This is a genomic window from Vreelandella sp. 2A-K22 (genome assembly GCF_054065485.1).
Genome location: NZ_JBSUGC010000001.1, coordinates 323,992 through 346,833, shown reverse-complemented (window position 1 = coordinate 346,833; position 22,842 = coordinate 323,992). Strand labels below are relative to the sequence as shown.

Here is a 22,842-nt window from a genome sequence, read left to right as displayed (position 1 = left end):
TCTACCGCCTTGCATATTTCCACTACGCCAAAACCCAATGGCAAGGGTTTTAAACGTATTTTCCGTGCTTCTATTAATGCAGTTTCTGGTTTAGAAGCTTGCTGGAAAAATGAATCCGCTTTTAGGCAAGAGGTATTGCTATGCCTCATCCTCTACCCCTTTATATTTTTTGTTAATGTCACTTGCGTGGAAAAAGCGTTGCTGTTTTTTTCACTTACATCTGTATTGATAGTGGAACTCATCAACTCCGCCATCGAAAACACTATTGACCGCATCGGACTTGAAAATAACGAACTTAGTGGGCGAGCTAAAGACATGGGAGCAGCCGCCGTCATGTTGACAATTCTCATGATGGTCGGTGTGTGGCTATGCGTACTGCTAAACTAAACTCCCTCAAACCCTTGGTAACTGTTTGGCTTTTATTTTTGGCAGCCATGTCAGTTTTTAGTGTTTTAGGCATAGATTTTTCGCTAGCTGATTTTATATATCATCTTCAGGGTAATACTTGGGCATGGAAAGACACCTTAATTACCCAAGATATTCTTCACAAAGGCGGTAAGTGGCTAAGTCTGGCTATGGGATTAGCCACACTTCTTCTATTGATACTAAGCACCACTGCTACTCGTCTTAAAGACTATCGCACTCCACTTTTTTATCTTTTTTCTGCAACGCTTGTTTCGGCATTACTTGTGGCGACTATTAAGCACCTGGTGAGCATGGAATGCCCTTGGGATTTAATTCGCTATGGAGGGGAACGAAACTTTATTGGCTTGCTCGACATACGCCCTCCTGTAATGCCAGCGTCCGCTTGCTTTCCAGCCGGGCATGCCAGCGCAGGATATACGTGGATAGCACTTTACTTCTTTTTGGCCGCCACACTGCCCCGCTGGCGATGGGCAGGGCTTGTGCTGGGTTTAGGGCTTGGCCTTACGTTTGGGATCACTCAACAGTTACGCGGGGCGCACTTTCTGTCCCACGACCTCTGGACCATCATGATTTGCTGGACTGTAAGCTTTGCCCTTTCAAGATTTTTATTACCTCCCAGAGTGCATTAATTTTTTCACACAGAGAGCCTTTCGATGCCCCCTTTGTTGTCCTTGCCTTTAAAAATTGTTTACACCGCTGGGCATTATCGTCCCATATTGAGCACGGAGCAACTTGTCTTATGGGCCGTTGTCATATTCAGTGTTTTTTACAATGCGCCTTTTTGGCAACAAGCCCTTGTTGGCTATGATCTTCTTGCAGTTCAGACGTGGCTTACCTTCGCCAATATGTTTTTGGTAATGACCTGCATTCATTTTTTGGTCTTCGTTAGCCTTGCTGTTCGAACATTGGTAAAACCCCTATTAATCTTACTGTTTCTAATAGCCGCCTTCGTCAGCTACTTTACCACTTACTATGGCACCTATTTTGATACTTCAATGTTAGACAATGTGCTTCAAACGGATACTAACGAAGCACGGGAGCTTCTTACAGCTGGCTTGCTGATTCATTTGGCAATCTTTTTTGGTTTGCCTACCCTTATCATTTGGAGAGTTAAAATCGCGCCTTCAACCTGGAAGAAGGCTGTTTTGCGCCGCTCAGCTTATTACCTCGCCAGTACGACTATATTGCTGTTAGCGATAGTCTTATCTTATCAAGAAGTATCGTCACTCATGCGCAACAATAAAGAGCTTCGCTACTTGGTGACTCCAGGCAATTATATTGTTTCGATGGCGCAGGCAGTTTTCAGCCAGCACGCTTCCGCAAATACGGTGCGCTCCCCAGTGGGAGAAGATGCCCGTATCAGTTCACAAGTGGGTGACAAACCCACGCTGCTCGTCATCGTGGTGGGCGAAACGGCGCGGGCGGTGAATTGGGGGTTAAATGGTTATGAACGTCAAACCACGCCCAAACTTGCCCAACAGCCCGACGTTATTAATTTTTCAGACGTTACCGCATGCGGCACCAGCACGGCTGCCTCATTACCCTGCATGTTTTCATTACCGGGGCGTGCCGATTACGTTAAATTCTATGCTCAGCAACATGAATCCTTACTGGACGTATTAGCACACGCCGGTTTAGAGGTCACCTGGCTTGATAACCAGTCGGGCTGCAAAGGCGTCTGCGAAGGAGTGACGACAAAAGCACTCTCTCCAGAGGACTACGCTTCTTTATGCCAAGATGGGCGCTGCTTGGACGAGGCACTGGTTCAAGCCTTAACCATGCAAATTAGCAGCACCCCAACTGATCAGGTGATAGTGCTGCATCAGCTAGGCAACCATGGCCCCAGCTATTACCAGCGTTACCCTGCTGACTACGAACGTTTTGTTCCTGCTTGCACCACCGCTGATTTAGCGAAGTGCTCAAGAGATGCCATTACCAATAGCTACGACAATGCCATTCTATATACCGACACTGTGTTGAATCAGGTAATTGAGACGTTAAAGCGTCAGGATGACTACGCAGCTGCGATGATCTATCTCTCTGATCATGGTGAATCACTGGGTGAAAAAGGGCTTTATTTGCACGGCATTCCCTACGCCATTGCCCCCGACGAACAGACGCATGTGCCTATGGTTTGGTGGCTTTCCAGCACCTTTTCACAGCAGCAAGGGCTAGATACGGACTGCTTACACCAGATTTCCGACAAAGCCGCCTCACACGACAACCTATTTCACAGCGTGTTGGGTTTGCTTGGCGTATCAAGTACTGTCTACCAGCAGGAACAAGATATTAGCCAAACGTGCCGACAACCCAACAGCAGTTAAACGCGTAAGTAATCGGTAATTATTCAGTGGCAAAATTGATTCAGCTTCATCACAACTCAGGTGCGTCGGCATGCTCATAACTCTTTTATCAAAGACTCACCCGTTTTTTGAAAGGCGGCTCTTATCAACAAAAAAGACAGCACCTGAGGATTCGATAAATAAGGATGATACTGCTCTCATTTTCAAGCAATGGTTTTCATTTCGGTTATGCGTAGTTTTAATCAGCTTGCTAAGCGCTCTTCTTATGCTATTTGAGATAGAGTCACTTGAAGTCATTATCGCTATTTTCAGTATTGGGGTTAGCAGCACAGCGCAGCTATTGAGGTTAGGCAATACAAGCACAGCTATGTGTAGCCGTATTTACCCTTTACGGGGCGAGGTGATAGAGACACTGGACGCGATAGGTATGGCAGGCGTTGGTACTGTGGTTGTTTTATATCTTTTAATCTAACTGCTACCTGTTAAGTGCGGCTGCATAATAACGCTATCACCCCAAGCGCCAGCCAACCGGCCATCAACAGCAGCCCGCCAATAGGAGTGACAATGCCAAGATTCAGTCCTGCCAGCACCATCAGGTAGAGCGAGCCTGAAAAGCAGCCCATGCCTAGCGCCCACAGCGCCAGCACCCAACGCTGTCCGGCAAGCGGCTGCACTTGGCGCCATACCAGCACGATCATGATGGCCAGCGTGTGCCAGGCCTGGTAACGCACACCGGTTTCAACGGCACTCACCATCGCTTCTGTGGTGCGCGCCGCCAAACCATGGGCTGCATAGGCGCCTAGCATCACCAGTATGGCGCCTGAAAGGGCCGCTATACACCACCACACTTTATCTGTTCGCTGCACGCTGCTCTCCTACTCCTATTATGGTTGGCATACATCACGCTGTTTGCACCTACGGCTTACCTTGCGCGGTGTGAAACCGCTACAATAGAGAATGCCTTAGAGAACGAACTACCACGACGAATGAGACACGCCTATCTATGTCTATCCAGATACGTCTAAACGGTGAACCCCATACGCTGTCGACCGGCCTAACCGCCGCTGACTTAGTTGAACAGCTGGGCCTTAGCGGTCGTCGTATCGCCGTCGAAATTAACGAAGAGATCGTCCCCCGCAGCCAGCACGCCGACACCCGCCTGGTCGATGGCGACCACGTAGAAGTTGTCCACGCGATTGGCGGCGGTTAGAGGAAACACTATGACCCAACAAACGCATGTAGCGCTAGCCGATACCCCGCTAACCATCGCCGGACGCGATTTTCAATCGCGCCTGCTGGTGGGCACAGGCAAGTACAAAGACTTTACCGAAACCGGCGCCGCCATTGCCCAAAGCGGCGCTGAGATTGTGACCTTTGCGGTGCGCCGTACTAATTTAGGCCAGGACGCCGATGCGCCCAACCTGTTAGACGCTATTTCCCCCGATCGCTACACCCTGCTGCCCAATACCGCCGGTTGCTACACCGCGAAAGATGCGGTGCGCACCTGCCGCTTGGCTCGCGAGCTGCTCGACGGTCATAGCCTGGTCAAGCTGGAAGTGCTCGGCGACGATCACACGCTTTACCCCAATGTGGTCGAGACGCTAAAAGCCGCTGAAACGCTGCTCGCCGATGGCTTTGACGTCATGGTGTACACCAGCGACGATCCTATTGTGGCACGCGAATTAGAAGCTATGGGTTGCTGCGCCATCATGCCGCTGGGCTCACTGATTGGTTCGGGCCATGGCATTCAGAACCCACACAACGTGCGCTTGATTGTTGAGCAGAGCAGCGTACCGGTGCTGGTAGATGCAGGCATTGGCACAGCGTCAGATGCTGCCATGGCGATGGAGCTAGGCTGTGATGGCGTACTGCTCAATACGGCCATTGCCCACGCCCGCGACCCGCTACGCATGGCCAACGCCATGAAGCTGGCCGTGGAAGCCGGGCGCGATGCGTTTCTAGCCGGCCGTATGCCGCGCCGCCAATCCGCCGATCCTTCTTCACCTTTCGCTGGCCGTATTAACGGTTAATTGATTCGAGACCCCATGACTGAACCCAACGATACCGTACCAGAAAGTCACACCGCGCCCGAAAGCAACGCCACCACAGGCCCGGAAGGTACGGATGCACCGCTGCACCGCCGCGGCATTAAAAGCTACGTGATCCGCGCGGGTCGTATGACCCAGGCCCAGAACCGTGGCTTAGAAGATATCTGGCCGCGTTTTGGCCTGACCATCGCCGATGGTCGTCAAGACTTGGACGTCCTGTTTGGCCGTCAGGCACCGCGGGTAGTAGAAATCGGCTTTGGCATGGGCAACTCGCTGATTGAGCAAGCCGAGACCCATCCGGACACCGACTTTATCGGCATTGAAGTCCACGCCCCTGGTGTGGGTAAATTACTCGATGAAGTTGATAAGCGCGGCCTCACCAACCTGCGCGTTTATCGTGAAGATGCCCTGGCGGTGCTCGAACAGTGCCTTCCCGAAGGCTCGCTAACCACGCTGCAGCTGTTCTTCCCCGACCCTTGGCCGAAGAAGAAGCACCACAAACGGCGCATCGTGCAGCCTGCCTTTGTTGAGCTGATTCGCACTCGCCTGATGCCTGGCGGCACCTTCCATATGGCCACCGACTGGGAAGCCTACGCAGAGTGGATGGCCGAGGTAATGGAAGCGGCCCCCGGCTATGCCAATACCGCCAGCGCGGAAACCGCCCCGTATGTGCCGCGCCCGGCGTTCCGCCCATTGACCAAGTTTGAAGCCCGCGGCGAGAAACTCGGCCATGGGGTTTGGGATTTGATCTATCGCCGGGAGGGGTGAATCTACGGGCTGTCTCCACCTCGCGATGGCCTAGTCTTTATGCGCTATCTGAAATAGTGGGTTCCTACTCAAATTCAGTCAGCGCGAAGCTCTCACCCTCCACCACCTTCGCCTGCCAGGCGTGTAGCGTCGGGTAGCGGTTTTGCCAATCAAAGGCTGGTAAGCGGAAGCTGATATACGCCAGCGCAACGGCAACGGTAATCGCCCCTAGGGTGCGCTGGGCACTGCCCGCTAGCACGCTGGGGTGGGCATTGAGTGTTATCAAGGTGCGTTCGATCGCTTTTAAACGGCGCTGCCCCAACAGCGTCGTATCCACTTCATTACCAGCATACTTACGGCCGATCACCACGTTGAAAGCGGCGTCCATCAAGCCCTGCCCCAACCCTGCCAGCGCCAGGGTTTCAGCTAGTGCTTTACTGGGCATCAGAGATGGCCCTTCACCCACTGCATCCAGATAGTGAGCAATCAACAACGACTCGGTGATGACGTCTCCTTCATCGGTTACCAGCGTTGGAATACGGCTAAGCGGCGTAATCTGTACAAGCTCGCTATCCGCCGCCCAAGGGTCACACCAGCAAAGCTCAGTGCGCTCGATCAGCTGCTTTTCATAGAGACACACGCGCACAACACGTGCATAGGGAGAAGAGGTATTTAAATAGAGCTGCATGGGGCGGTCTCCTGTTAAGTCATATGTTTGTCGTTACTGTTTTATTTTAGTGAAGTTAGTATTCCCATTTGATGCAAGCTATCGATTTCAGCGTATATCTCTTCGCAGAAGGATTCAGCCACATTACTTAACGGCTTGTGTTTAGATTTAAGTAAGGCAATTTCCCACTCAATGGTTGGCTCCATAGGCTTTGATACAACGGCTGTTCCCTGCAACAGCAGTTCTGCAATGGGATCAATCACTGCGACCCCAAGTCCGCGATCAACTAATGCGCACACCCCCCGCATATGGCGCATTTCAGCGGCAATATGCCGCTTTATATCCACTGTCTGCATAATGTAATCCACGCGGGCACGCAGAGGACTATCCGCCATCAGCTCTACGAATGTCTGGTTTTGTAAGCTAGTAAGCGCCACCACATCTTGCTTAGCAAGGGGGTGCGTACGATGCATGATGCACCTGGCAGAACAGCGTGCAAGACTACTAACCGTTGCTCCATAAGTGTCTGCTTCAAGCGTTATTCCCAGCGCCACATCACAGGTATTGTTGTCGATCATTTTAAGCAACTCTTGCAACCCGGCATCGATGACCCGAACGCCTACATTAGGGTGATTTTGTTTAAAGCGCTTAATGACATCGAGTAAAAAGGTATCGCAAAAAATGGGTTGTGCAGCGACTACGACACTGCCCAATTGGTTATTAGCAATAGCATCCGCGTCTTTTTGAGTATCTCGAATACTCGCCATTAGCCGTAAAACGGACGCGTGGTATAAAAACGCTTCTGACGTTGGCGAAAGCTGATTGCGGGCACGTTTGAACAAAGCAAAACCCAGCTCGTCCTCTAGCCCGATGAGCAAACGACTTACCATTGACTGGCTGATTCCTAACGTTTCTGCAGCAGCTTTCGTGGTGCCATGCTTCATGAATGCATCAAAAGCTTCAATTTCTTTTATTTTCATGGTGTTAATCCCACTCAAAAAGTCTTTTACTCAATAAACAGCGAATAAAAACAACGTTTATAAACAATAAGCTTGCAACTTTGGCTCACCACTAGAACAAAATCGAATACTAAATCGAATTGTTGCAACAAATTTCATACCTGTCTATGTTAAAAGCGCTGGGTTCAAAAATGCTATTAATAAATCCACTCCATGAAAGCTATGCAACAACGATTGCGGAGATAAGTATGAAACTCACCTTAAGCTTAGCGGCAGCAACGCTGCTCGCTGCCTCCACCGCCTATGCTCAGAGCTACCCTTCCGAACCCGTCACACTGGTAGTCCCTTATGGCCCAGGCGGCGCCTCCGATCTGGCCGGTCGGGCGCTAGCGGAGTCGGCTCGCGAATATTTAGGACAGCCTGTCACGGTCGTCAATCAAGCCGGCGCAGGTGGAATGACCGGCGCTCGCGATGTGACACAAGCTGACGCCGATGGTTACACCCTGCTGTTAGCCCGCGTCGGCATGGCTCTATCACCGGCGGTCAACGAAAACAGCAGTGTTGATTGGGATGAGTACACCTTCATCAGCCCGCTTGAAGCCACACCGATGATTCTTGCCGTGGCTGAAGACTCTCCCTATGAAAGTGCTGAGGATTTACTGGAAGGCATCGAAAACGACCCTGGTGCGATGAGCTACGCCGCTTCCGGCGCCACCGCCATTGATGGCTTTACGGTGCAGTCGCTACTGGCTGACGCGAAAATGGATCCGCTGACGGCGGCTACGTTGATTCCCTACCGTGGGGGCGGCGAACTCGCAACGGCATTACTGGGTGGGCATGTTGATTTTCTCGCCATCGCGGCAGCCTCTCTGATGCCGCATATCGAGAGCGGTGACATGCGTCCGTTAATGGTGTTCTCACCAGAGCGCATGGAAGCACTACCGGACGTGCCGACGGCTGAAGAGTTGGGTTATGAGTTGGCTGGCCAGGTGATGGGGTGGAGCGCGCTGTATGGCCCGCCAGATTTACCTGAAGAGGTCATGAATACCTGGGCAGAGGTAATGGAGCAGGTGGCTGAAGATGAAATGTGGCTCAGTCGTGCTGACGATCGTGGCTCAATTTCCACTATTGGCAGCGTCGATATGGAGACCTACGCAAAAGAGCAGTATGAGTTTTATCGCACCTTAGCGGAACAGTTTGGCTATCTAGAGTGAGTCAGCGTTAGGCACCACGTTGTCGTCACTGCATACATCATTTCATCACTGGAGGGGTCATGGGTATAACACGCGGTTTAGTTATTACGGTGCTGTTCGGTATCGTGCTGTTTTTACTGATACCCGCCTATGTGCCCCGCCCGCGCTTTATTCCAGGGTTCGCGCCACCGCCTGATATGTGGCCACGCACGGTATCCATGCTCGGCATGGCACTGGGCATACTGCTCGTCGGGCTTTCTTTTTCACGCAAAACCGAAGCAATCGCTGACCCTGAAGATGCCAGCACCATCCGCGGTGACACGCCACTTGTCACGCTGCTCACCCGCTTCGGCTGGACGGTACTCGCCTTTGCGCTCTTTATCGGTTCAGTGATGCTGCTCGGTTTTTTGCTATCGAGCATTCTGCTGTTAATGGCGATGCTGATATTGACGGGTTATTGGCGCCACAAAGTGGTGGCGGCCATCGTTGCCGTTGCACTCCCACTGGTCCTCTACCTGTTTTTCTCCAGCGCACTCAATACGCGTTTCCCTGTCGGCAGCCTTTTCAAGGCTATCGGTATTTAACTTACCGCGTATAGGACTGACCACTATGCTCAACGACCTGCTGGTTGCCTTCCAGGCGGTTGCCACCATTGAGAACTTTCTGATCATGGCCGCCGGTATTTGGGGCGGCGTGATTATCGGCGCTATTCCAGGCATGACCGGCACCATGGCGGTGACGCTGGCGCTGCCCTTTACTTTTTATATGCAGCCGATTCCGAGCATTTTGTTACTCGTCGCACTGTACAAAGGCTCGACCTACGGCGGTTCGGTATCCGCGATATTGATCAAGACACCAGGCACTGCTTCAGCTGCCTGCACCACCCTTGATGGCTACCCATTGGCCCAACAAGGCAAGGCAGGCAAAGCCCTCAACATGGCGCTCTATTCGTCCTGTACCGGGGACTTTATTTCCAACCTATCGCTGATTTTTATTGCCGCACCACTGGCGCTACTTGCGCTGCGTATTGGGCCACCCGAATACTTTATGTTGATGATTTTCGCACTTACCACCGTCGCTGGGGTGTCAGGGCGTTCGCTGCTGCTTGGGCTTGTATCGGCGTGTTTAGGGCTACTGTTAGCCACCGTGGGCGAAGATATGTACGGCTCGTTCCGCTTTGATCTAACTGTGGATATGCAGAGCGGTCTTGCCGTTGCACCCGTACTCATCGGACTATTTGCGATCCCAGAGCTGCTTAAGATTATTGTCTTTCGTAACAACCAAAGCCATAAGCCCATGCAGCTGGGCGATAACCGCGTAACGCGAGATGAGCTGCGCCAGTCCTTAAAAGCAATGCTCAAAGGCAGCATGATTGGTGTCGTGATGGGGGCCATTCCCGGCATAGGGCCTTCGGCGGCGGCTTTCTCCTCCTACGGGGAAGCACAGCGTAGCTCAAAGAATCGCGAGAACTTTGGTAAGGGCGAACTAGAAGGGATCGCAGCATCAGAGTCCGCTAATAATGGTTGCTGTGGCTCCACCATGATCCCTTTGTTAGCACTTGGCGTGCCGGGCGATGTGATTACGGGCGTGATGCTGGGCGCCTTTATGATTCACGGCATGACCCCAGGCCCTATGCTATTTGAGAACAACCTTCATGAGGTTTACATGCTGTTTATTGGCATGTTGTTCTCTTCTGTTTTGCTGTTTGGTGCTGGTAAAGCAACGATGCGCTTTTTCTCGCATATCTCGCGCATTCCCCCCGGCTTAATGGCGCCGATCGTACTTGCTCTGTGCGTATTCGGTATTTTTTCGATCTCCAACAGTATGTATGACGTCATCGTACTGCTAGCGATGGGCATATTTGGCTTTTTCATGTTCCTGTTCGCCATTCCCGCCGCCCCCTTTTTAATCGCCTTCATTCTTGGCCCGATGCTGGAAGAGAACCTGCGTCGTGCCCTTGCGCTCTCTCGCGGTGATCCAAGCATCCTGGTGTCGTCGCCTATCACCTGGTTATTCGCTTCGCTGGCGATATTCGTGGTGGTAGTGACAATTCGTCAGCAGCTTAAAAAAGCCAAGGTCTGAGCCAAAGATTCCCTTATTGCCAAGGATTTAACGCTATGCAAGCTAGTGCTACGCCTAACGCTCACCCGCAGTTGGAAGCCGCGATATCACACCTCACCGACCTTATCGCTTACGACACAACGAGTGCTTACTCCAACCTCGAGCTTATTCATCACATCGAGAGGTTCTTCGCCAGTCTTGGCGCGGATGTGACGGTGCTGCCCGATGAGAGCGGCGAAAAGGCCAATTTAGTCGCCCGCCTGGGGCCGGCCGACGCAGCTGGCATCGTCCTCTCTGGTCATACGGACGTCGTACCCGCCAACCCGAAGAACTGGCAGAGCGACCCTTTCAAAATGGAGCAACGCGGCAACCGCTTGTTTGGTCGTGGTACCTGCGATATGAAAGGCTTTGCAGCCTGCGTTATGGCGGCGGCACCGGCGTTTGCCAACGGCGAACTACACCGACCTTTCTATTTCTGCTTCTCTCATGATGAGGAAGTAGGCTGCCTGGGTGCCCCCGCCATTGCTCGTCACTTAGCCGAGCTCAAGGTGCCACCAGCTCTGGCGATTATCGGTGAACCCAGCGAAATGAAACTGATCAACGGCCAAAAGGGCAAAATCGCCATGCGGGTGACGGTGCGCGGAGAAGGGGGCCACTCATCGTTCTCCCCTCAACACGTCAATGCGGTGGAGTATGCCTCGCGTATCATCACCATGATCGCCGAGCGATCACGACGATATGAGCAAGAAGGCCCTTTCGACCACGACTTTACCGTTCCCCACGCCACAACACTGACCACTATGATAGAAGGCGGTGTGGCGACCAACGTTACCCCTGATTCCTGCAGCTTTATCTTTGAGCTACGCAGCATTGATCAGGAAGCAGCCGCCACGGACATTCAAGCACTGATCCGCGATATAGAGACTGCCCTACTCCCCGAAATGCAGCGCCAATCAGCCGATTCCGCCATTGAGTGGCAAGAGCTATTTGCCTACCCCGCCATGGGGGACGCCACCGACAGCGATATGTTCAAAAAGCTTGAACCCATTCTTCCCGAGCGTGGCGGCAAGGTATCTTATGGCTCAGAAGGCGGCGTGTTCGAAATCGATGGCGGCATACCCTCAGTGATTGTTGGGCCCGGCTCTATACGCCAAGCCCACAAGCCCGATGAGTTTATTGAAATTGATCAACTGTGCCAGTGCCTAGCGTTCTTAGATGAATTAAACACCTGGATGAAGCGCTAACGCCCACATGAGTGGAGGTGAGTTATTTGGCACACACCCGGTGCATGGTGCCACTTCCACTTTCAAAAGCGTCAATATTCGCTAGCGTGGTCTCAGCGATATTGGTCAGCGCTTCGGCAGTAAAGAAGGCCTGGTGGCCTGTGATCAGTACATTATGGAAGGTCGTTAGGCGCATAAACTGGTCATCGTCAATCACGCCCTGAGAGAGGTCTTCAAAGAACAGCTGCTCCTCCTCTTCGTAGACATCCAACCCTAAGCGGCCAATTTTACCGCTTTTCAAGCCCGCAATTACTGCCTGTGTATCGACCACTCTTCCTCGGCCGGTGTTGATGATCATCACGCCCTCCTTCATTTGCGCGATGGCGTCAGCATCAATCAAATGGTGAGTCTCAGGCGTCAACGGGCAGTGCAGCGAGATAATGTCGGCGCTGGCAAACAGCGTAGCTAGCGGCACGTACTCAACAAAGGGTTTCGCATCCGGGCTGGGAAACGGGTCGCTGGCAACGATACGACAACCAAAGCCGTGCATAATATCAGCAAAAATCAGCCCAATATGTCCCGTGCCAATAACGCCCACCGTTTTACCATGCAGGTCAAAGCCTAGCAGTCCATCCAGAGCAAAATTGCCCTCCCGCACCCGGTTGTAGGCGCGATAGGTCATGCGATTAAGGCTCAGCACTAGGGCGACCGCGTGTTCTGCCACTGCGTGGGGGGAGTAGGCAGGCACCCGTACCACCGTGATGCCTAAGCGTTCGGCGGCAGCCAAATCAACGTGGTTGAAGCCCGCTGAACGCAGCGCCACTAACCTTGTGCCACCGTTATGCAGTTGCTCTAACACGGTGGCATCAAGGCAGTCATTAACAAAGGCGCAAACCGCATCAAAGCCGTTGGCCAAAGGGGCCGTATCAGCCGTTAGACGCGCCTCTAAAAAGCTCAAGGAGTGACGCTCCGCCGCGTTGGCGCGAGTAATAAAAGTGCGATCGTAGGGTTTAGCGCTGAATACGGCGAGGCGCATTGGCGTTACTCATTAAGCGGTTTAAGCGGCTCCCATTCCGAACGATTGGCCAGAAACTCAGGCCTTGGTCGATTACCGCAGTAAGGGTCGTGTAGCGTGTTTTCAACGCTATTGTAAACAAAGAACAGATTACTTCTCGGCCAGCAAGACATATTTATGTTCGAGCCGTGCATGGTATTGCATTCAAAGATCACCAGCGAACCGGCAGGCCCCTTGGGAGCTTCGATATCGTTTTCTAGCATTATCTCGCGAAGGCTACTGGCTGGGGGCACGCCCACCTCTTGGCTTTTCAGCGACTCTTTATAGTTATTTTCCGGAGTTCGTCCGACACACGGAACAAAATAATGATGCGAGCCAGGGATCAACATTAATGGGCCGTTAAATTCACCGTTGTCAGTGAGTACGATGGAGCAACTTAACGCACGCATACGTGGCATGCCGTCTTCGCTATGCCATGTTTCAAAGTCGGAGTGCCACTCAAACCCTTTGCCTTTAAAACCTGGTTTATAGTTAATCCGTGACTGATGAATATATACATCGCTGCCAAGAAGTTGCTTAACAATCGCCAATAGCTTGGGATCCTGGGTCAAGCGCTGAAAGCGTTTTGAAACATCGTGGATGCCGAAAATAGTACGAATCTCTTCACGCCCAGGTTCAAGAATAGTGCCTTCTGAAAGTTTCAGATCAGCATCGTCTTCATATTCGCGCAGTTCTTTAAGAAAAACCTGCATGTCATCAGCGTCAAAAAATCCTTCAAACGATAGAAATCCCTTTCTTTCGTACTCATCAATTTCTGATTTGCTTAAGGGGCCATTCGCAAGCTGTGAGTCATCGCCGTATACCACCGGATCGATGCGTTCAAACATTCCCAACTTTCGTTCCAAGCGAGTAGGGAATAAGTCTTGTGTATCGTTCATGGCAAACTCCTCCGTTAGTATCCATGTCAAGTAACGCTTTTAGGGGCTACTTATAAAACGTAGACGCCAAAACGCACCACAGCAATAACGCTATGTCAGCCGGCTCATCGTGCCAGCAATCATCGTTTTTAAATTCATGTTTTTAAAACAAGAGACGGAAAGCGAGGAGCGGGAGTCGAAAGGCAGTATAGGAAGCGAGAGGGTAGCAGGGGCTAAAAAAAGAAAGCCGCTCCAATGGAGCGGCAAAAAGACCGTGACTAGCAATGAGAGGGAGAAACCATGACAGGAAACTGGCGGTTTCTGTCCTGGTTGCCAGCGTCTCATCAAACGCTGACAACCACAATGTAATAGTTCTCATTTACCGCGTCAATACAAATACGAATATTTTTTATTACCACTTGCTGATAGCAAAGATCGCACCCGCAGGAGATGAATAAGAAACTGGAACCCATAAAAAAGAAAGCCGCTCCATTGGAGCGGCAAAAAGACCGTGACTAGCAATGAGAGGGAGAAACCATGACAGTAAACTGGCGCTGATTCTGAAATCAACAGCTGTCCTGGTTGTCAGCGTCTCATCAAACGCTGACAACCACACTGTAATGGTTCTCATTTACCCCGTCAACACAAATGCGAATATTTTTTATTTAACTTTACAGCCTCGCCGTCAACTAACCAGCTGCAGCCAAAAAGGCAGGGTGAGCATGGCCAATAGGGTTTGGCCCGTAATGATCGCCGCCATCAACTCGGCATCGCCACCTAGTTGGCGGGCTAGGATATACGCAGAGGTGGCGGTGGGCAGTGCTGCAAACAGTAGCGCTACGTCGCGGCTTACGGGATCCAGCTGCAAGATCCAGGTGAATGCCAATACCAGCGCGGGCATGAGCAGCAGTTTAACGCCATTGGTGGCCAGCACGCCGCGGTCAATGCGTAGCAGTGCCGCTGGGCGCAGCGCCACACCCACGGCCACCAACCCCAACGGCAGCGCCGCACGCCCCAGTAGCTCTACCGTATCTTGACTCCAGCCGGGCAAACCAACGCCCGTAAGGTTCAGACCAATGCCCGCCAAGCAGGCAAGGATCAATGGGTTTTTAATCAGCGCCATCGCACTTTTACCTACGCTAGCACCGCCGAGTGTGCCAGCGGCGACAAAGCTGGCCACACACATCACGTTAACTACTGGCACCATTAGTGCCACGGCGACGGCTGCGGTGGTCGCTCCTAAGCTGCCGTGTAGCGCGGCGGCGCCAGCAACGCCCACATAGGTATTAAAACGTACCGCGCCTTGAAATACCGACGTAAACGCCGCAGGCGTTAGCTGTAGCCAGCCACGTAAACGCCAGAGCAGCAAGCCAAACAGCGCCATCGCGCCCAGCAGCACCAGCGCCAAGCGGCCGACCGGCACTCGGCTTACATCCGCAGTGGCCAAGGTGCTTACCAGCATGGCGGGAAACAGCACAAAGTAGATCAGCCGCTCCATCTGCGGCCAAAAGGTGTCGCTGGGCCAGCGCCAATAGCCAAGCACGGCGCCCAGTAAGATCAACAGAAATAGTGGGCCTAAAGCGCCAGTGATACTCTCCATTTATGTCCCTTTTGCCTGCGACATCCCAGCACAGCGATATCGGTGCGATTACTGTTACCATGGCAATGATTCCCCGCCCCACGGCTTGCGTAGCGATTATTCTGCCATGAAGATGACATCAAAACCTGCACACTCAGCGGGCTTTCCTGCCTTAAGGGTACTGATATTGGTCACTGGCTTGGCGCTAGCGGCCTGCGCGTGGTATGCCTTTTCACATTGGCTACACCGCGACAGTGATGTGACATGGTTTCCGCCCACATCAAGCTGCAACCTGCATGCCGCGCCCTGCTCCGCCACCTTGGGCGATAAGGGCCGCATCACGTTCGCGGTTCAGGCAAATGGGCGAATCGATGCACTAGAGATATTACCACTGGAAGTGGAAGTCGATGGTGTAACGGCCACCCAGGTCGAGGTAGATTTTATTGGTCGAGATATGGATTTGGGGCTACACCGTTTTGCCCTTAGCGCAGGTGCACCCGGCCATTTTCAAGGTCACGGCCAAGTAGGGATTTGCACTCAAAGCGTTATGCCTTGGCGTGCACGTGTCATACTGGAAACCGCAGAAGGCAAGGTAGGCAGTTGGTTCGATTTTGACGTAATTCGGAGTTAACGCATATGGCAAGGAAACCCTTATGGCTAGGCACCGGTTTAGTCGCGGCTTTACTGGTGGTCAGCGGTATAGGCCTCTATCAGTATGCCTTCGCCCCCAAAGAGGGCGAACCGGTAGGAGGCCCAGTTGAACTGCCCTCTACCCAGGGTGATTTCTCGTTAACCCAGTTAGATGAAGATCAAGTCGCGATACTCTCCTTTGGCTACACCTACTGTCCCGACATTTGTCCCATGACCCAATCGGTTAAGCGTCAAGCCCTGGCCCAGCTCTCTGAGGAGCAGCGCGAGCGTGTAGTGCCGGTGATGGTCACCGTTGACCCCGAACGCGACACCATCGCGCGCATGCAGGAGTACATGGGCTTTTTCGGCGAGGAGTTTATCGGCGCGGTGGGCAGTCAGGAACAGCTTGAGGATGTCGCCTCACGCTATGGGGTGATATGGCGGAAAGTCGAAGCGCCGGATTCAGCAATGGACTACACCATTGATCACAGCGCTTCGCTCTTTTTGGTTAATCGCGAGGGCGATATTCTTCAGCGAGTGCTCTACTCACCGACCCCGCACGGTTTAGTTTCCGCATTAGAGAGCGAACTAGACGGTTAAGCGAAGTCTCTTCTTAATCGGCTTGTTCAGGTGCCGCCTGTAAACGATCCAGCATCGCCAGCAGCGCGCCAATTTGGGTACCGCTACGGGTATCGTGCTGGGGGCTTAACTGCCAGGTACTTTCAGCAAACCCCCACCAATCCCAGCAGCCCTGGGGGTTCGCCATACTGCTTTCTGCCTGAGGATAGAGCACGATTTGCTGATGCGCTGCCGCCCAGGCATTAAGCCCGGTGTAGCGTATGAACGTATCGCCAATGGCCTCTGCGTTCATTTGGCAGCCGTGCAGCGCCAGCGTTACCGGGCACTCCCCCGCATCACAGCCTTCAGGTATAAACACATAGCCGGTGTCCGCTAGGCCCTTGACCGCAAACTCTGACTGATCAAACGCGACTAGTTCGCCCCCTTGCTCATCCTCTGGCTCACGACTAGACTCGCCAGCGTCCGAGGCTGCTCGTTCGGGGTAGAGCCAATCCAGCATTTCTCCAGCAATATCGTCATCGCAGGATAACAGGAAACTACCGCCACCCTGTCGGCAATCGCCCCACTCCTGGGGCCCGGGAGCCGCTTCACTGGGTAAGCGTATCGGCCAGCCATGTCCCGCATTTTCACTGCGCGCAACGCGTAGCTGATCAGGCGAAGCAAGCCACTGCTGCCACTGCTCAGCAAGCAGGTCGCCAAGCTGTGGCTCAACCACTTCATCCTCTTCACCGTGCCATAAGTAGGCCCTGAGCTGGCTAAGCGCCTCAGTGCTGCCAACCTGTTCAAGCTCAATATAGCGCTGGTGGCGAGCCTCCAATTCATCCAGCGAAGGCACGCCACGGCGGGTCATCATGCATTGATTAAGCGCCAAACTCAGCGAGCCCTGCGCGCAACTCCAGGGCCCTGCTGCCAGTACACCTAGGCCACTAAACCGCTCGGGCCAAGCCACCGCTAGCTGGGTCGCCATATAACCGCCCGACGATACTCCCACTACGCTGGCCTGCTCACTCGCAGCACTCAGGGCGGGCAAATCCTCAGGCTCACTGTCCGTCTCTGCCTGCGCTAGCAGCGGCGTGCATAGACCTAAGCAAACCAGTGCCTGAGCGAGAGAATGCAGGTTAGAAGAGGGGGTTGAAGTCATCCCTTATTCGACGCCTAGCAGTTCAACGCGGAAGGTCAGTACTTCGTTAGGCCCGATCGGCCCTTGACCATTTTTGCCGTAAGCAATATCCGCAGGGATATAGAGCATCCAGCTATCGCCAACGCTCATCATCTGCAGCGCTTCCTGCCAGCCTTCGATCACCTGATTAGTCTGGAAGCTGACGGACTCACCGCGCTCAAAAGAGCTATCGAAAACGGTGCCATCCAGCAGCATGCCTTCGTAATTCACTTCGACGGTATCTTCAGGGCCAGGCGTGGCACCATCGCCAGATTCAAGCACTTCATACTGCAGGCCAGAGTCAGTCACGGTCACTTCTTCGCGCTCAGCGTTCTCGGCTAGGAAAGCTTCGCCCTCTTCGAGGTTTTTCTGTGCCATCTCTTCAGCTTCCGCTTCACGCGCTTGCATGGATTGCTCTTGGAACGCCATCAACGCTTCGGTCATCTCTTCTTCACTGAGCGCCAGGTCATTACCTTCAAACACATCGCTCATGCCGTCGTGGAACGCATCCAAGTCGAGGTCTTCGATGTCTGCCTGCATGCTTTCACCCAGGGTCACACCCAGGCTGTAAGCCAAGCGCTGTTCATCGGTTTCGGGCGCTGCCGCGGCAAAAGGGGCAACCAAAAGCAAACCTGTCAGAGCTGTAGTAGAGAGCAGTTGTTTCATGAAAGATCCTTTTTATAGCGGCGCCGTACGCCGATCAGTGTCATATAAAGACTAACACCCACCGCCCCGAGCTGCATCTTCGGGGAGGTGGGCGCCAATAAGACCACAAAATGGGAGAGAGGTTTAGCGGATTTAGACCACCAGCGTGGGGCAGTGTGCTGCACCCGCCACCCGTTGAGAAACGCTGCCTAGCAGCGGGTTCTTCTCGCCATTGGTGCCCTGGGCACCAATCACGATCAGATCGCACTCCCGCTTACGGGCAAAGCGCACAATAATGCGCGAGGGTCGCCCGCCCTTCACAAAAGCGCGCACGCGAGCACTGTCAGCGCCCAGCTCAATCGCATGAGATTTTGCGTGCACAGCGATCTCGGTGGCGTACTCTTTTAGCGCATCGTCGGGAATATCCAACTGGTTGGGCCGCACCATAGAGAGCGAGGCCTCCAGCAAGCTGTGGTGTTTAAACACACACAGCAAATAGAGCTCAGCGCCGGTTAGCATATGCAGACCCACCGCTTTTTCCAGCGCCCTTAAGGCGCCTTTTGAACCATCCACCGGGACTAAAATGCGATTAAACATTCGCGTACTCCTTGTGGCTGTTTAGCGGAAGGCGACATCGCGCAGGAACAGCGCAATTTGTGGGAACATGATCAGCAGTGCAGCCGCTAAAATCAGCATGAAAATAAACGGTGGGGTGCCTTTGATCACATCCCAATAGGGGCGCTTGAAAATCGCAATAGCGGTGAAAATATCGCACCCAAAGGGCGGAGTTGCCGAACCTATCGCCACCTGCAAGGTAATCAAAATACCCACCAACACAGGATCCAGGCCTGTCGCCGCAATGGCGGGTGCGAAAATGGGCGTTAGCACCAGAATGACCACGATCGGATCCACAAACATACAGGCCACAAAGAAAGAGATACAGATGGCAATCAATACGCCCGTGGGGCCAGCTTCATTGACACCCACCGCCTCCAGAATCATTTGCGGAATCTGAGCAAACGAAATGATCCACGAGAAGCCATTACCCACCGCGACCAGGATAAAGACAACGGCGGTAATCAAGCCGGTAGATTTGGCGATGGCATAAATGTCGTTCATCTTAAGTGAGCGGAAGACCACAAACTCAAGCAAAATGGCATACAGCACACAGGCTGCCGCGGCTTCAGTCGGGCTGAAGATACCGCCGTAAATACCACCGACAATAATGACCGGAAAGCCAAGCGGCCAAAGAGCCTGCTGAACCGCTACTGCGCGCTCTTTCCAGCTCGATTTTGCTTCAGTAGGTACATCTTTCACGATGGCGTAGATAATGCAGTAAATCGAGAACATAACCAGGATCATTAACCCTGGCCCAATCCCGGCAATAAATAGCTCGCCGATAGAGGTGCCCGAGATAACCCCGTAAATGATCATGCCGATACTGGGCGGAATCAAAAACGCAATATCGCTGGAATTGATAATCAGCGCCAGCGTGAAAGAGTCTGAGTAGCCCGCTTTAAGCATTTTTGGACGCAGCGGCGAGCCAACAGCGACCACGGTTGCCTGGGTAGAACCGGATACAGCACCGAACAGCGTACACGAAGCTGCCGTGCTCACCGCCAAGCCACCTTTAATGTGGCCGATAAACGCCATCACCATATCAATCAATCGGTTAGCGGACTGCCCGCGGGTCATGATATCAGCGGCAAGGATAAACATGGGAACCGCAATAAGTGAGGCTGGGCGTATACCCGCCATCATCTGCTGGATCAGCGTATCCATCTGGCCGAAGCCGTTAAACATCATATAGAAGCCGATTACTGCAGCGGTAATCAGCGGAATCATCATTGGAAAGCCCAGCAGCAGCAGGGCAATCATGGTGGTGACCATTATTGTCGTCATAGCTGTTCCCCTAGGGTGCAATGCCCCGCGTTAGACTTCTGTTTCGGTGTCTTTATATCCATCCACCACGCCCGTCGAGAGATAGACATCGTGGGACGTGAAGTTTTTAACCGCGGTCAGCAAGTATTGAATACCGGTGATTAAAAAGCCCATCGGCACCCATAGGTAAATGATCCACACCGGCAAGCCCAAGGAGGGCAACACCCTGCCTTTGCTATGCAGATCCAGGATATAAACGATCGAATAGTAGAGCAGGAAAAACATCACTAGCGATGTGAACAGCGCGATGCAGATCATTAGCGCTCTGCGCCCACCTACCGGCAGCGCATCATAGATAGCCGACATGCGAATATGACGACCATGACGGGCTGCATAGCCAATACCCGCAAAGGTAATCATGATGATCAAAATGCGGTTTAGCTCACCGGAGAACATGATGCTGTTGCCAAATACAAAGCGGGCAACCACGTTGGTGACCGTATTCAGCGCCATTAGCAAAACACCCATCGCGAGAATCACGGCTTCTATTTTGCTAATTGCAGTGTCGATCACGCCTAGTACCCCCGGCAAGCCGGAACGGTAACTCTTTTCCATCTCGTCATCGGTCATGGCCGGACTCCTTTTGAACGGCTCTAACGGCAACAGTTACGTGCCGTAGGCACAATAAACACAGCGTTATTCCAGAGCTATCTCAATCCAAGCTATCTCGTCAAAACCTGCCTATTTCCCAACTTGCCTAAACCAGAACTGCTAGACAAGTCTTACCTCGTGCAAGGCGAGGAGTTAACTAAAGCGTAACGGCTTGCGGCCGCCGATGATTCAACGCTAGATGTACGTAACCCAACGGTAACGATGTCAAACCCCAGCCCGAGTAGCCTCTGCCTAACCGCCGCAAAACAAAAAGGGGCAGCCTTATGCTGCCCCTTGATCAATCAACCATTCGCCAATGCGGCTTTAAGGATGATTACTCGTTTGTTACGGCTTCAAGGTCAGCTTTAAACTGCTCGAGCAGCTCTTGACCACCTTCACCGGTCATTTCCAGGAAGGCTTCTTCAACCTGCGGGGCACGCTCACGGAAAGCTTGAATTTGCTCTTCGTCGAGACGTGTCACCGTCACTTCATCAGATGCTTCCTGAATTTTCGCTAATGATTCTTCAGCCAAGCCTTTGATATGCTCAATAGTGTGGTCATAGGCAGCTTCAGAGGCTTCATTCACCAACGTTTGATCTTCTTCAGACAAACCTTCGTAGAAGTCCTGGTTGGCCATCATCGCAGTAGTGAACCAGCCGTGACCGGTAAACGTCAGGTGCGGAGACACTTCATACAAACCGCCAGACTCAATCCAGAAAATCGGGTTCTCTTGACCATCAATGATGCCGGTCTGCAGACCACCGTAGACTTCACCCCAAGGCAACGGCGTCGGCGTTGCACCAAAGGCGTCGTAGGTCTCCGACAACAGCGGGTTGGTCATGGTACGGATTTTCTTATTATCCATATCTTCCGGTGAGCTAATAGGCTCGTCGGTCGTCACGACCATTTCGCCTTCCGGATACATCTTCAGCAGCTCTAGGCCTTGCTCGGCGTAAAGCTCAGGAAACATCTCGTTGATAGCCTTACTTTCGTCGAAGAACGTCAGTACGGTCTCTTCGTCGGTCGGTAGCAGGTAAGGAATAAAGAAGATTTGTGCTTCCGGAATAAGCGCACCGGTAAAGCCAGGCGACTGGTTTACAAACTGCAGGATACCGTTCTGAGTCTGCTCCATAATGTCGTCAGACTCACCCAGCTCACCAAAGCGGTAAACCTGCACGGTGTGGTCTGAGTTATCTTCAATATACTCTTTAAAAGCATAGGCAAAGACATCTTGAACGTCGCCTTCATACTCCTCGTGAGCATAGCGCCAGTTGTCTGCTTGAGCAGCGGCGCTTAGACCAAACAGCAGTGCACCCACACTTGCCGTGGTCATTAACTTTGTAGTTACAGAACGTGTAGAAACGAATTTGCTTGCCTTCATGCGGTGTTCCCCTTGCAGTGGTAAGCGCGCTTTACGAGTGCGCAAGAACCTGGATAAGCCTCGCGTATCTCAACACGACACTGTTGTTCGCTAACCGGTGTTCGCAAACCGGCAATGGTGCTGCTCTATACTGCGTTCTAGCGGGCGAATAGCGCTAGGTATTTCAAATACAGCTTAATTTCAGGCTAGCGCGCTCCTTGGTGAGGGTCAAGCTGGCAAGTAAGCGTTTGTAGCGAATCAAGCCACTCATTTTGCTCCTTTATACCCCCCTCGCCTTGATGGGAACACCGTCCTAAAAAAAGCTGTTTTAGCAGCCATTTAGCTGCATTTGGCGACTTTTCGACAACGTTGACCACACGTTCCTCATCGCTGGGCGGAGCCAAAGCCCACGCTTGCCAACGTTGAAGATTCTCACGCTCTGCCATCAGCTCGGCCTGTTTGATGGTCTCGCGCAGCGCTTTCACGGACTCGCTTTCTGCGGCTGAGGCTTTTAAGTCTTGGCGTAACCCACGCAATACCTCCGTTACATGGCACTGCCAAAGGTGACGCTGCTCACGCTGGTAAGCCAGCGCTCTAGGCTCGGCTTCCAGACCGCAAGAGTAGAGCCAGCAATGAAACAGCATCTCGCACACATCCAGCCCGGCCTCCTCTTGAAGCTTCAGGCAGGCCGCTTCAACGCCGGGTCTAGCGTAGAGCGTCAGTGCAAAATCCCATAACGGTGTCTGCTGTAGGCGCTGCAATCGGGTAGAATCAAGCGTAATAGAATCTCGCATCAAAT

General features: G+C 52.7%; 25 protein-coding genes. 12 read left to right on the top strand and 13 right to left on the bottom strand.

Translation table 11 applies throughout. From position 1 onward, the window contains the following. Positions 1–9: 9 nt before the first annotated feature. The 3 genes from ACW17M_RS01620 to ACW17M_RS01610 are packed head-to-tail and all read left to right on the top strand — an operon-like array spanning position 10 to position 2,750. Positions 10–387, top strand: a complete 378-nt coding sequence (locus ACW17M_RS01620) for a diacylglycerol kinase (protein WP_081742678.1) — start codon at positions 10–12, stop codon at positions 385–387. Further along, on the top strand, positions 369–1,055 hold the full coding sequence (locus ACW17M_RS01615; protein ID WP_035539266.1) for a phosphatase PAP2 family protein: 687 nt from the start codon (positions 369–371) through the stop codon (positions 1,053–1,055). Before ACW17M_RS01620 ends, ACW17M_RS01615 begins: the two co-directional genes overlap by 19 nt. A gap of 24 nt (positions 1,056–1,079) precedes the next feature. Continuing rightward, a complete protein-coding gene (locus ACW17M_RS01610; protein WP_009286207.1) occupies positions 1,080–2,750 on the top strand; it encodes a phosphoethanolamine transferase in 1,671 nt (556 codons plus the stop codon). Between the two features lie 461 nt (positions 2,751–3,211). Here ACW17M_RS01610 and ACW17M_RS01605 read toward each other — a convergent pair whose 3' ends face one another. Beyond that, positions 3,212–3,595: a DUF423 domain-containing protein gene (locus tag ACW17M_RS01605; RefSeq protein ID WP_027957973.1), complete on the bottom strand. Its 384-nt coding sequence runs from the start codon at positions 3,593–3,595 to the stop codon at positions 3,212–3,214. 137 nt (positions 3,596–3,732) lie between these two features. Here ACW17M_RS01605 and thiS point away from each other — a divergent pair, with 137 nt between their 5' ends. From thiS to trmB, 3 genes are read left to right on the top strand one after another with little or no spacing between them, the layout of a single operon-like run. Beyond that, the gene (gene thiS / locus ACW17M_RS01600) at positions 3,733–3,939 is read left to right on the top strand and encodes a sulfur carrier protein ThiS (RefSeq protein WP_022521266.1); all 207 of its coding nucleotides are present in this window, start codon (positions 3,733–3,735) and stop codon (positions 3,937–3,939) included. A 10-nt stretch (positions 3,940–3,949) separates the two neighbouring features. Further along, the gene (locus ACW17M_RS01595) at positions 3,950–4,759 is read left to right on the top strand and encodes a thiazole synthase (RefSeq protein ID WP_400669673.1); all 810 of its coding nucleotides are present in this window, start codon (positions 3,950–3,952) and stop codon (positions 4,757–4,759) included. A 15-nt stretch (positions 4,760–4,774) separates the two neighbouring features. Then, positions 4,775–5,545, top strand: a complete 771-nt coding sequence (trmB, locus tag ACW17M_RS01590; protein ID WP_400669676.1) for a tRNA (guanosine(46)-N7)-methyltransferase TrmB — start codon at positions 4,775–4,777, stop codon at positions 5,543–5,545. 64 nt (positions 5,546–5,609) lie between these two features. Here the strand turns inward: trmB and ACW17M_RS01585 are convergent, their stop codons facing one another. Further along, positions 5,610–6,212, bottom strand: coding sequence for a glutathione S-transferase N-terminal domain-containing protein (locus ACW17M_RS01585; RefSeq protein WP_141440353.1), 603 nt, complete (start codon positions 6,210–6,212; stop codon positions 5,610–5,612). Between the two features lie 41 nt (positions 6,213–6,253). Continuing rightward, complete coding sequence (locus tag ACW17M_RS01580) at positions 6,254–7,171, bottom strand: LysR family transcriptional regulator (RefSeq protein WP_039857665.1); 918 nt, start codon at positions 7,169–7,171, stop codon at positions 6,254–6,256. Between the two features lie 227 nt (positions 7,172–7,398). Between ACW17M_RS01580 and ACW17M_RS01575 the strand changes: the two genes are divergently transcribed. The 4 genes from ACW17M_RS01575 to argE are packed head-to-tail and all read left to right on the top strand — an operon-like array spanning position 7,399 to position 11,648. Continuing rightward, positions 7,399–8,364, top strand: a complete 966-nt coding sequence (locus ACW17M_RS01575) for a Bug family tripartite tricarboxylate transporter substrate binding protein (protein ID WP_400669682.1) — start codon at positions 7,399–7,401, stop codon at positions 8,362–8,364. A 59-nt stretch (positions 8,365–8,423) separates the two neighbouring features. After that, positions 8,424–8,927: a tripartite tricarboxylate transporter TctB family protein gene (locus tag ACW17M_RS01570; RefSeq protein WP_035555025.1), complete on the top strand. Its 504-nt coding sequence runs from the start codon at positions 8,424–8,426 to the stop codon at positions 8,925–8,927. Positions 8,928–8,952: 25 nt separating this feature from the next. Further along, a complete protein-coding gene (locus ACW17M_RS01565; RefSeq protein WP_400669687.1) occupies positions 8,953–10,425 on the top strand; it encodes a tripartite tricarboxylate transporter permease in 1,473 nt (490 codons plus the stop codon). A 35-nt stretch (positions 10,426–10,460) separates the two neighbouring features. Further along, positions 10,461–11,648: an acetylornithine deacetylase gene (gene argE, locus ACW17M_RS01560; protein WP_400669690.1), complete on the top strand. Its 1,188-nt coding sequence runs from the start codon at positions 10,461–10,463 to the stop codon at positions 11,646–11,648. A gap of 22 nt (positions 11,649–11,670) precedes the next feature. Here argE and ACW17M_RS01555 read toward each other — a convergent pair whose 3' ends face one another. The 3 genes from ACW17M_RS01555 to ACW17M_RS01545 all read right to left on the bottom strand — a co-directional run bounded on the left by ACW17M_RS01555 (position 11,671) and on the right by ACW17M_RS01545 (position 15,159). Further along, positions 11,671–12,663, bottom strand: a complete 993-nt coding sequence (locus ACW17M_RS01555; RefSeq protein WP_400669693.1) for a 2-hydroxyacid dehydrogenase — start codon at positions 12,661–12,663, stop codon at positions 11,671–11,673. Positions 12,664–12,668: 5 nt separating this feature from the next. Further along, positions 12,669–13,580: an ectoine hydroxylase gene (gene thpD, locus ACW17M_RS01550; protein WP_457546801.1), complete on the bottom strand. Its 912-nt coding sequence runs from the start codon at positions 13,578–13,580 to the stop codon at positions 12,669–12,671. Between the two features lie 664 nt (positions 13,581–14,244). Then, positions 14,245–15,159, bottom strand: coding sequence for an AEC family transporter (locus tag ACW17M_RS01545; protein ID WP_400669698.1), 915 nt, complete (start codon positions 15,157–15,159; stop codon positions 14,245–14,247). 106 nt (positions 15,160–15,265) lie between these two features. Here ACW17M_RS01545 and ACW17M_RS01540 point away from each other — a divergent pair, with 106 nt between their 5' ends. Then, a complete protein-coding gene (locus ACW17M_RS01540) occupies positions 15,266–15,769 on the top strand; it encodes a hypothetical protein (RefSeq protein WP_039857676.1) in 504 nt (167 codons plus the stop codon). A 5-nt stretch (positions 15,770–15,774) separates the two neighbouring features. After that, complete coding sequence (locus ACW17M_RS01535; protein WP_022521260.1) at positions 15,775–16,368, top strand: SCO family protein; 594 nt, start codon at positions 15,775–15,777, stop codon at positions 16,366–16,368. A gap of 13 nt (positions 16,369–16,381) precedes the next feature. Here ACW17M_RS01535 and ACW17M_RS01530 read toward each other — a convergent pair whose 3' ends face one another. The 7 genes from ACW17M_RS01530 to ACW17M_RS01500 form a co-directional block, all read right to left on the bottom strand. Continuing rightward, positions 16,382–17,488 (bottom strand): PHB depolymerase family esterase, encoded by a 1,107-nt coding sequence (locus ACW17M_RS01530; RefSeq protein WP_089691351.1) that lies wholly within the window; start codon positions 17,486–17,488, stop codon positions 16,382–16,384. Positions 17,489–17,491: 3 nt separating this feature from the next. Beyond that, positions 17,492–18,172: an FKBP-type peptidyl-prolyl cis-trans isomerase N-terminal domain-containing protein gene (locus tag ACW17M_RS01525; RefSeq protein ID WP_009286218.1), complete on the bottom strand. Its 681-nt coding sequence runs from the start codon at positions 18,170–18,172 to the stop codon at positions 17,492–17,494. A gap of 132 nt (positions 18,173–18,304) precedes the next feature. Next, complete coding sequence (locus ACW17M_RS01520; protein WP_022521256.1) at positions 18,305–18,748, bottom strand: universal stress protein; 444 nt, start codon at positions 18,746–18,748, stop codon at positions 18,305–18,307. Between the two features lie 21 nt (positions 18,749–18,769). After that, positions 18,770–20,053 carry a TRAP transporter large permease gene (locus ACW17M_RS01515; protein ID WP_022521255.1) on the bottom strand — a complete coding sequence of 428 codons (1,284 nt, stop codon included), beginning with the start codon at positions 20,051–20,053 and terminating at the stop codon, positions 18,770–18,772. Between the two features lie 30 nt (positions 20,054–20,083). Next, the gene (locus tag ACW17M_RS01510) at positions 20,084–20,662 is read right to left on the bottom strand and encodes a TRAP transporter small permease (protein ID WP_022521254.1); all 579 of its coding nucleotides are present in this window, start codon (positions 20,660–20,662) and stop codon (positions 20,084–20,086) included. A 355-nt stretch (positions 20,663–21,017) separates the two neighbouring features. Further along, positions 21,018–22,064 (bottom strand): TRAP transporter substrate-binding protein, encoded by a 1,047-nt coding sequence (locus ACW17M_RS01505; protein ID WP_027957982.1) that lies wholly within the window; start codon positions 22,062–22,064, stop codon positions 21,018–21,020. A 185-nt stretch (positions 22,065–22,249) separates the two neighbouring features. Next, positions 22,250–22,837, bottom strand: a complete 588-nt coding sequence (locus ACW17M_RS01500) for a TIGR02444 family protein (RefSeq protein WP_457546800.1) — start codon at positions 22,835–22,837, stop codon at positions 22,250–22,252. Between the last annotated feature and the right edge of the window lie 5 nt (positions 22,838–22,842).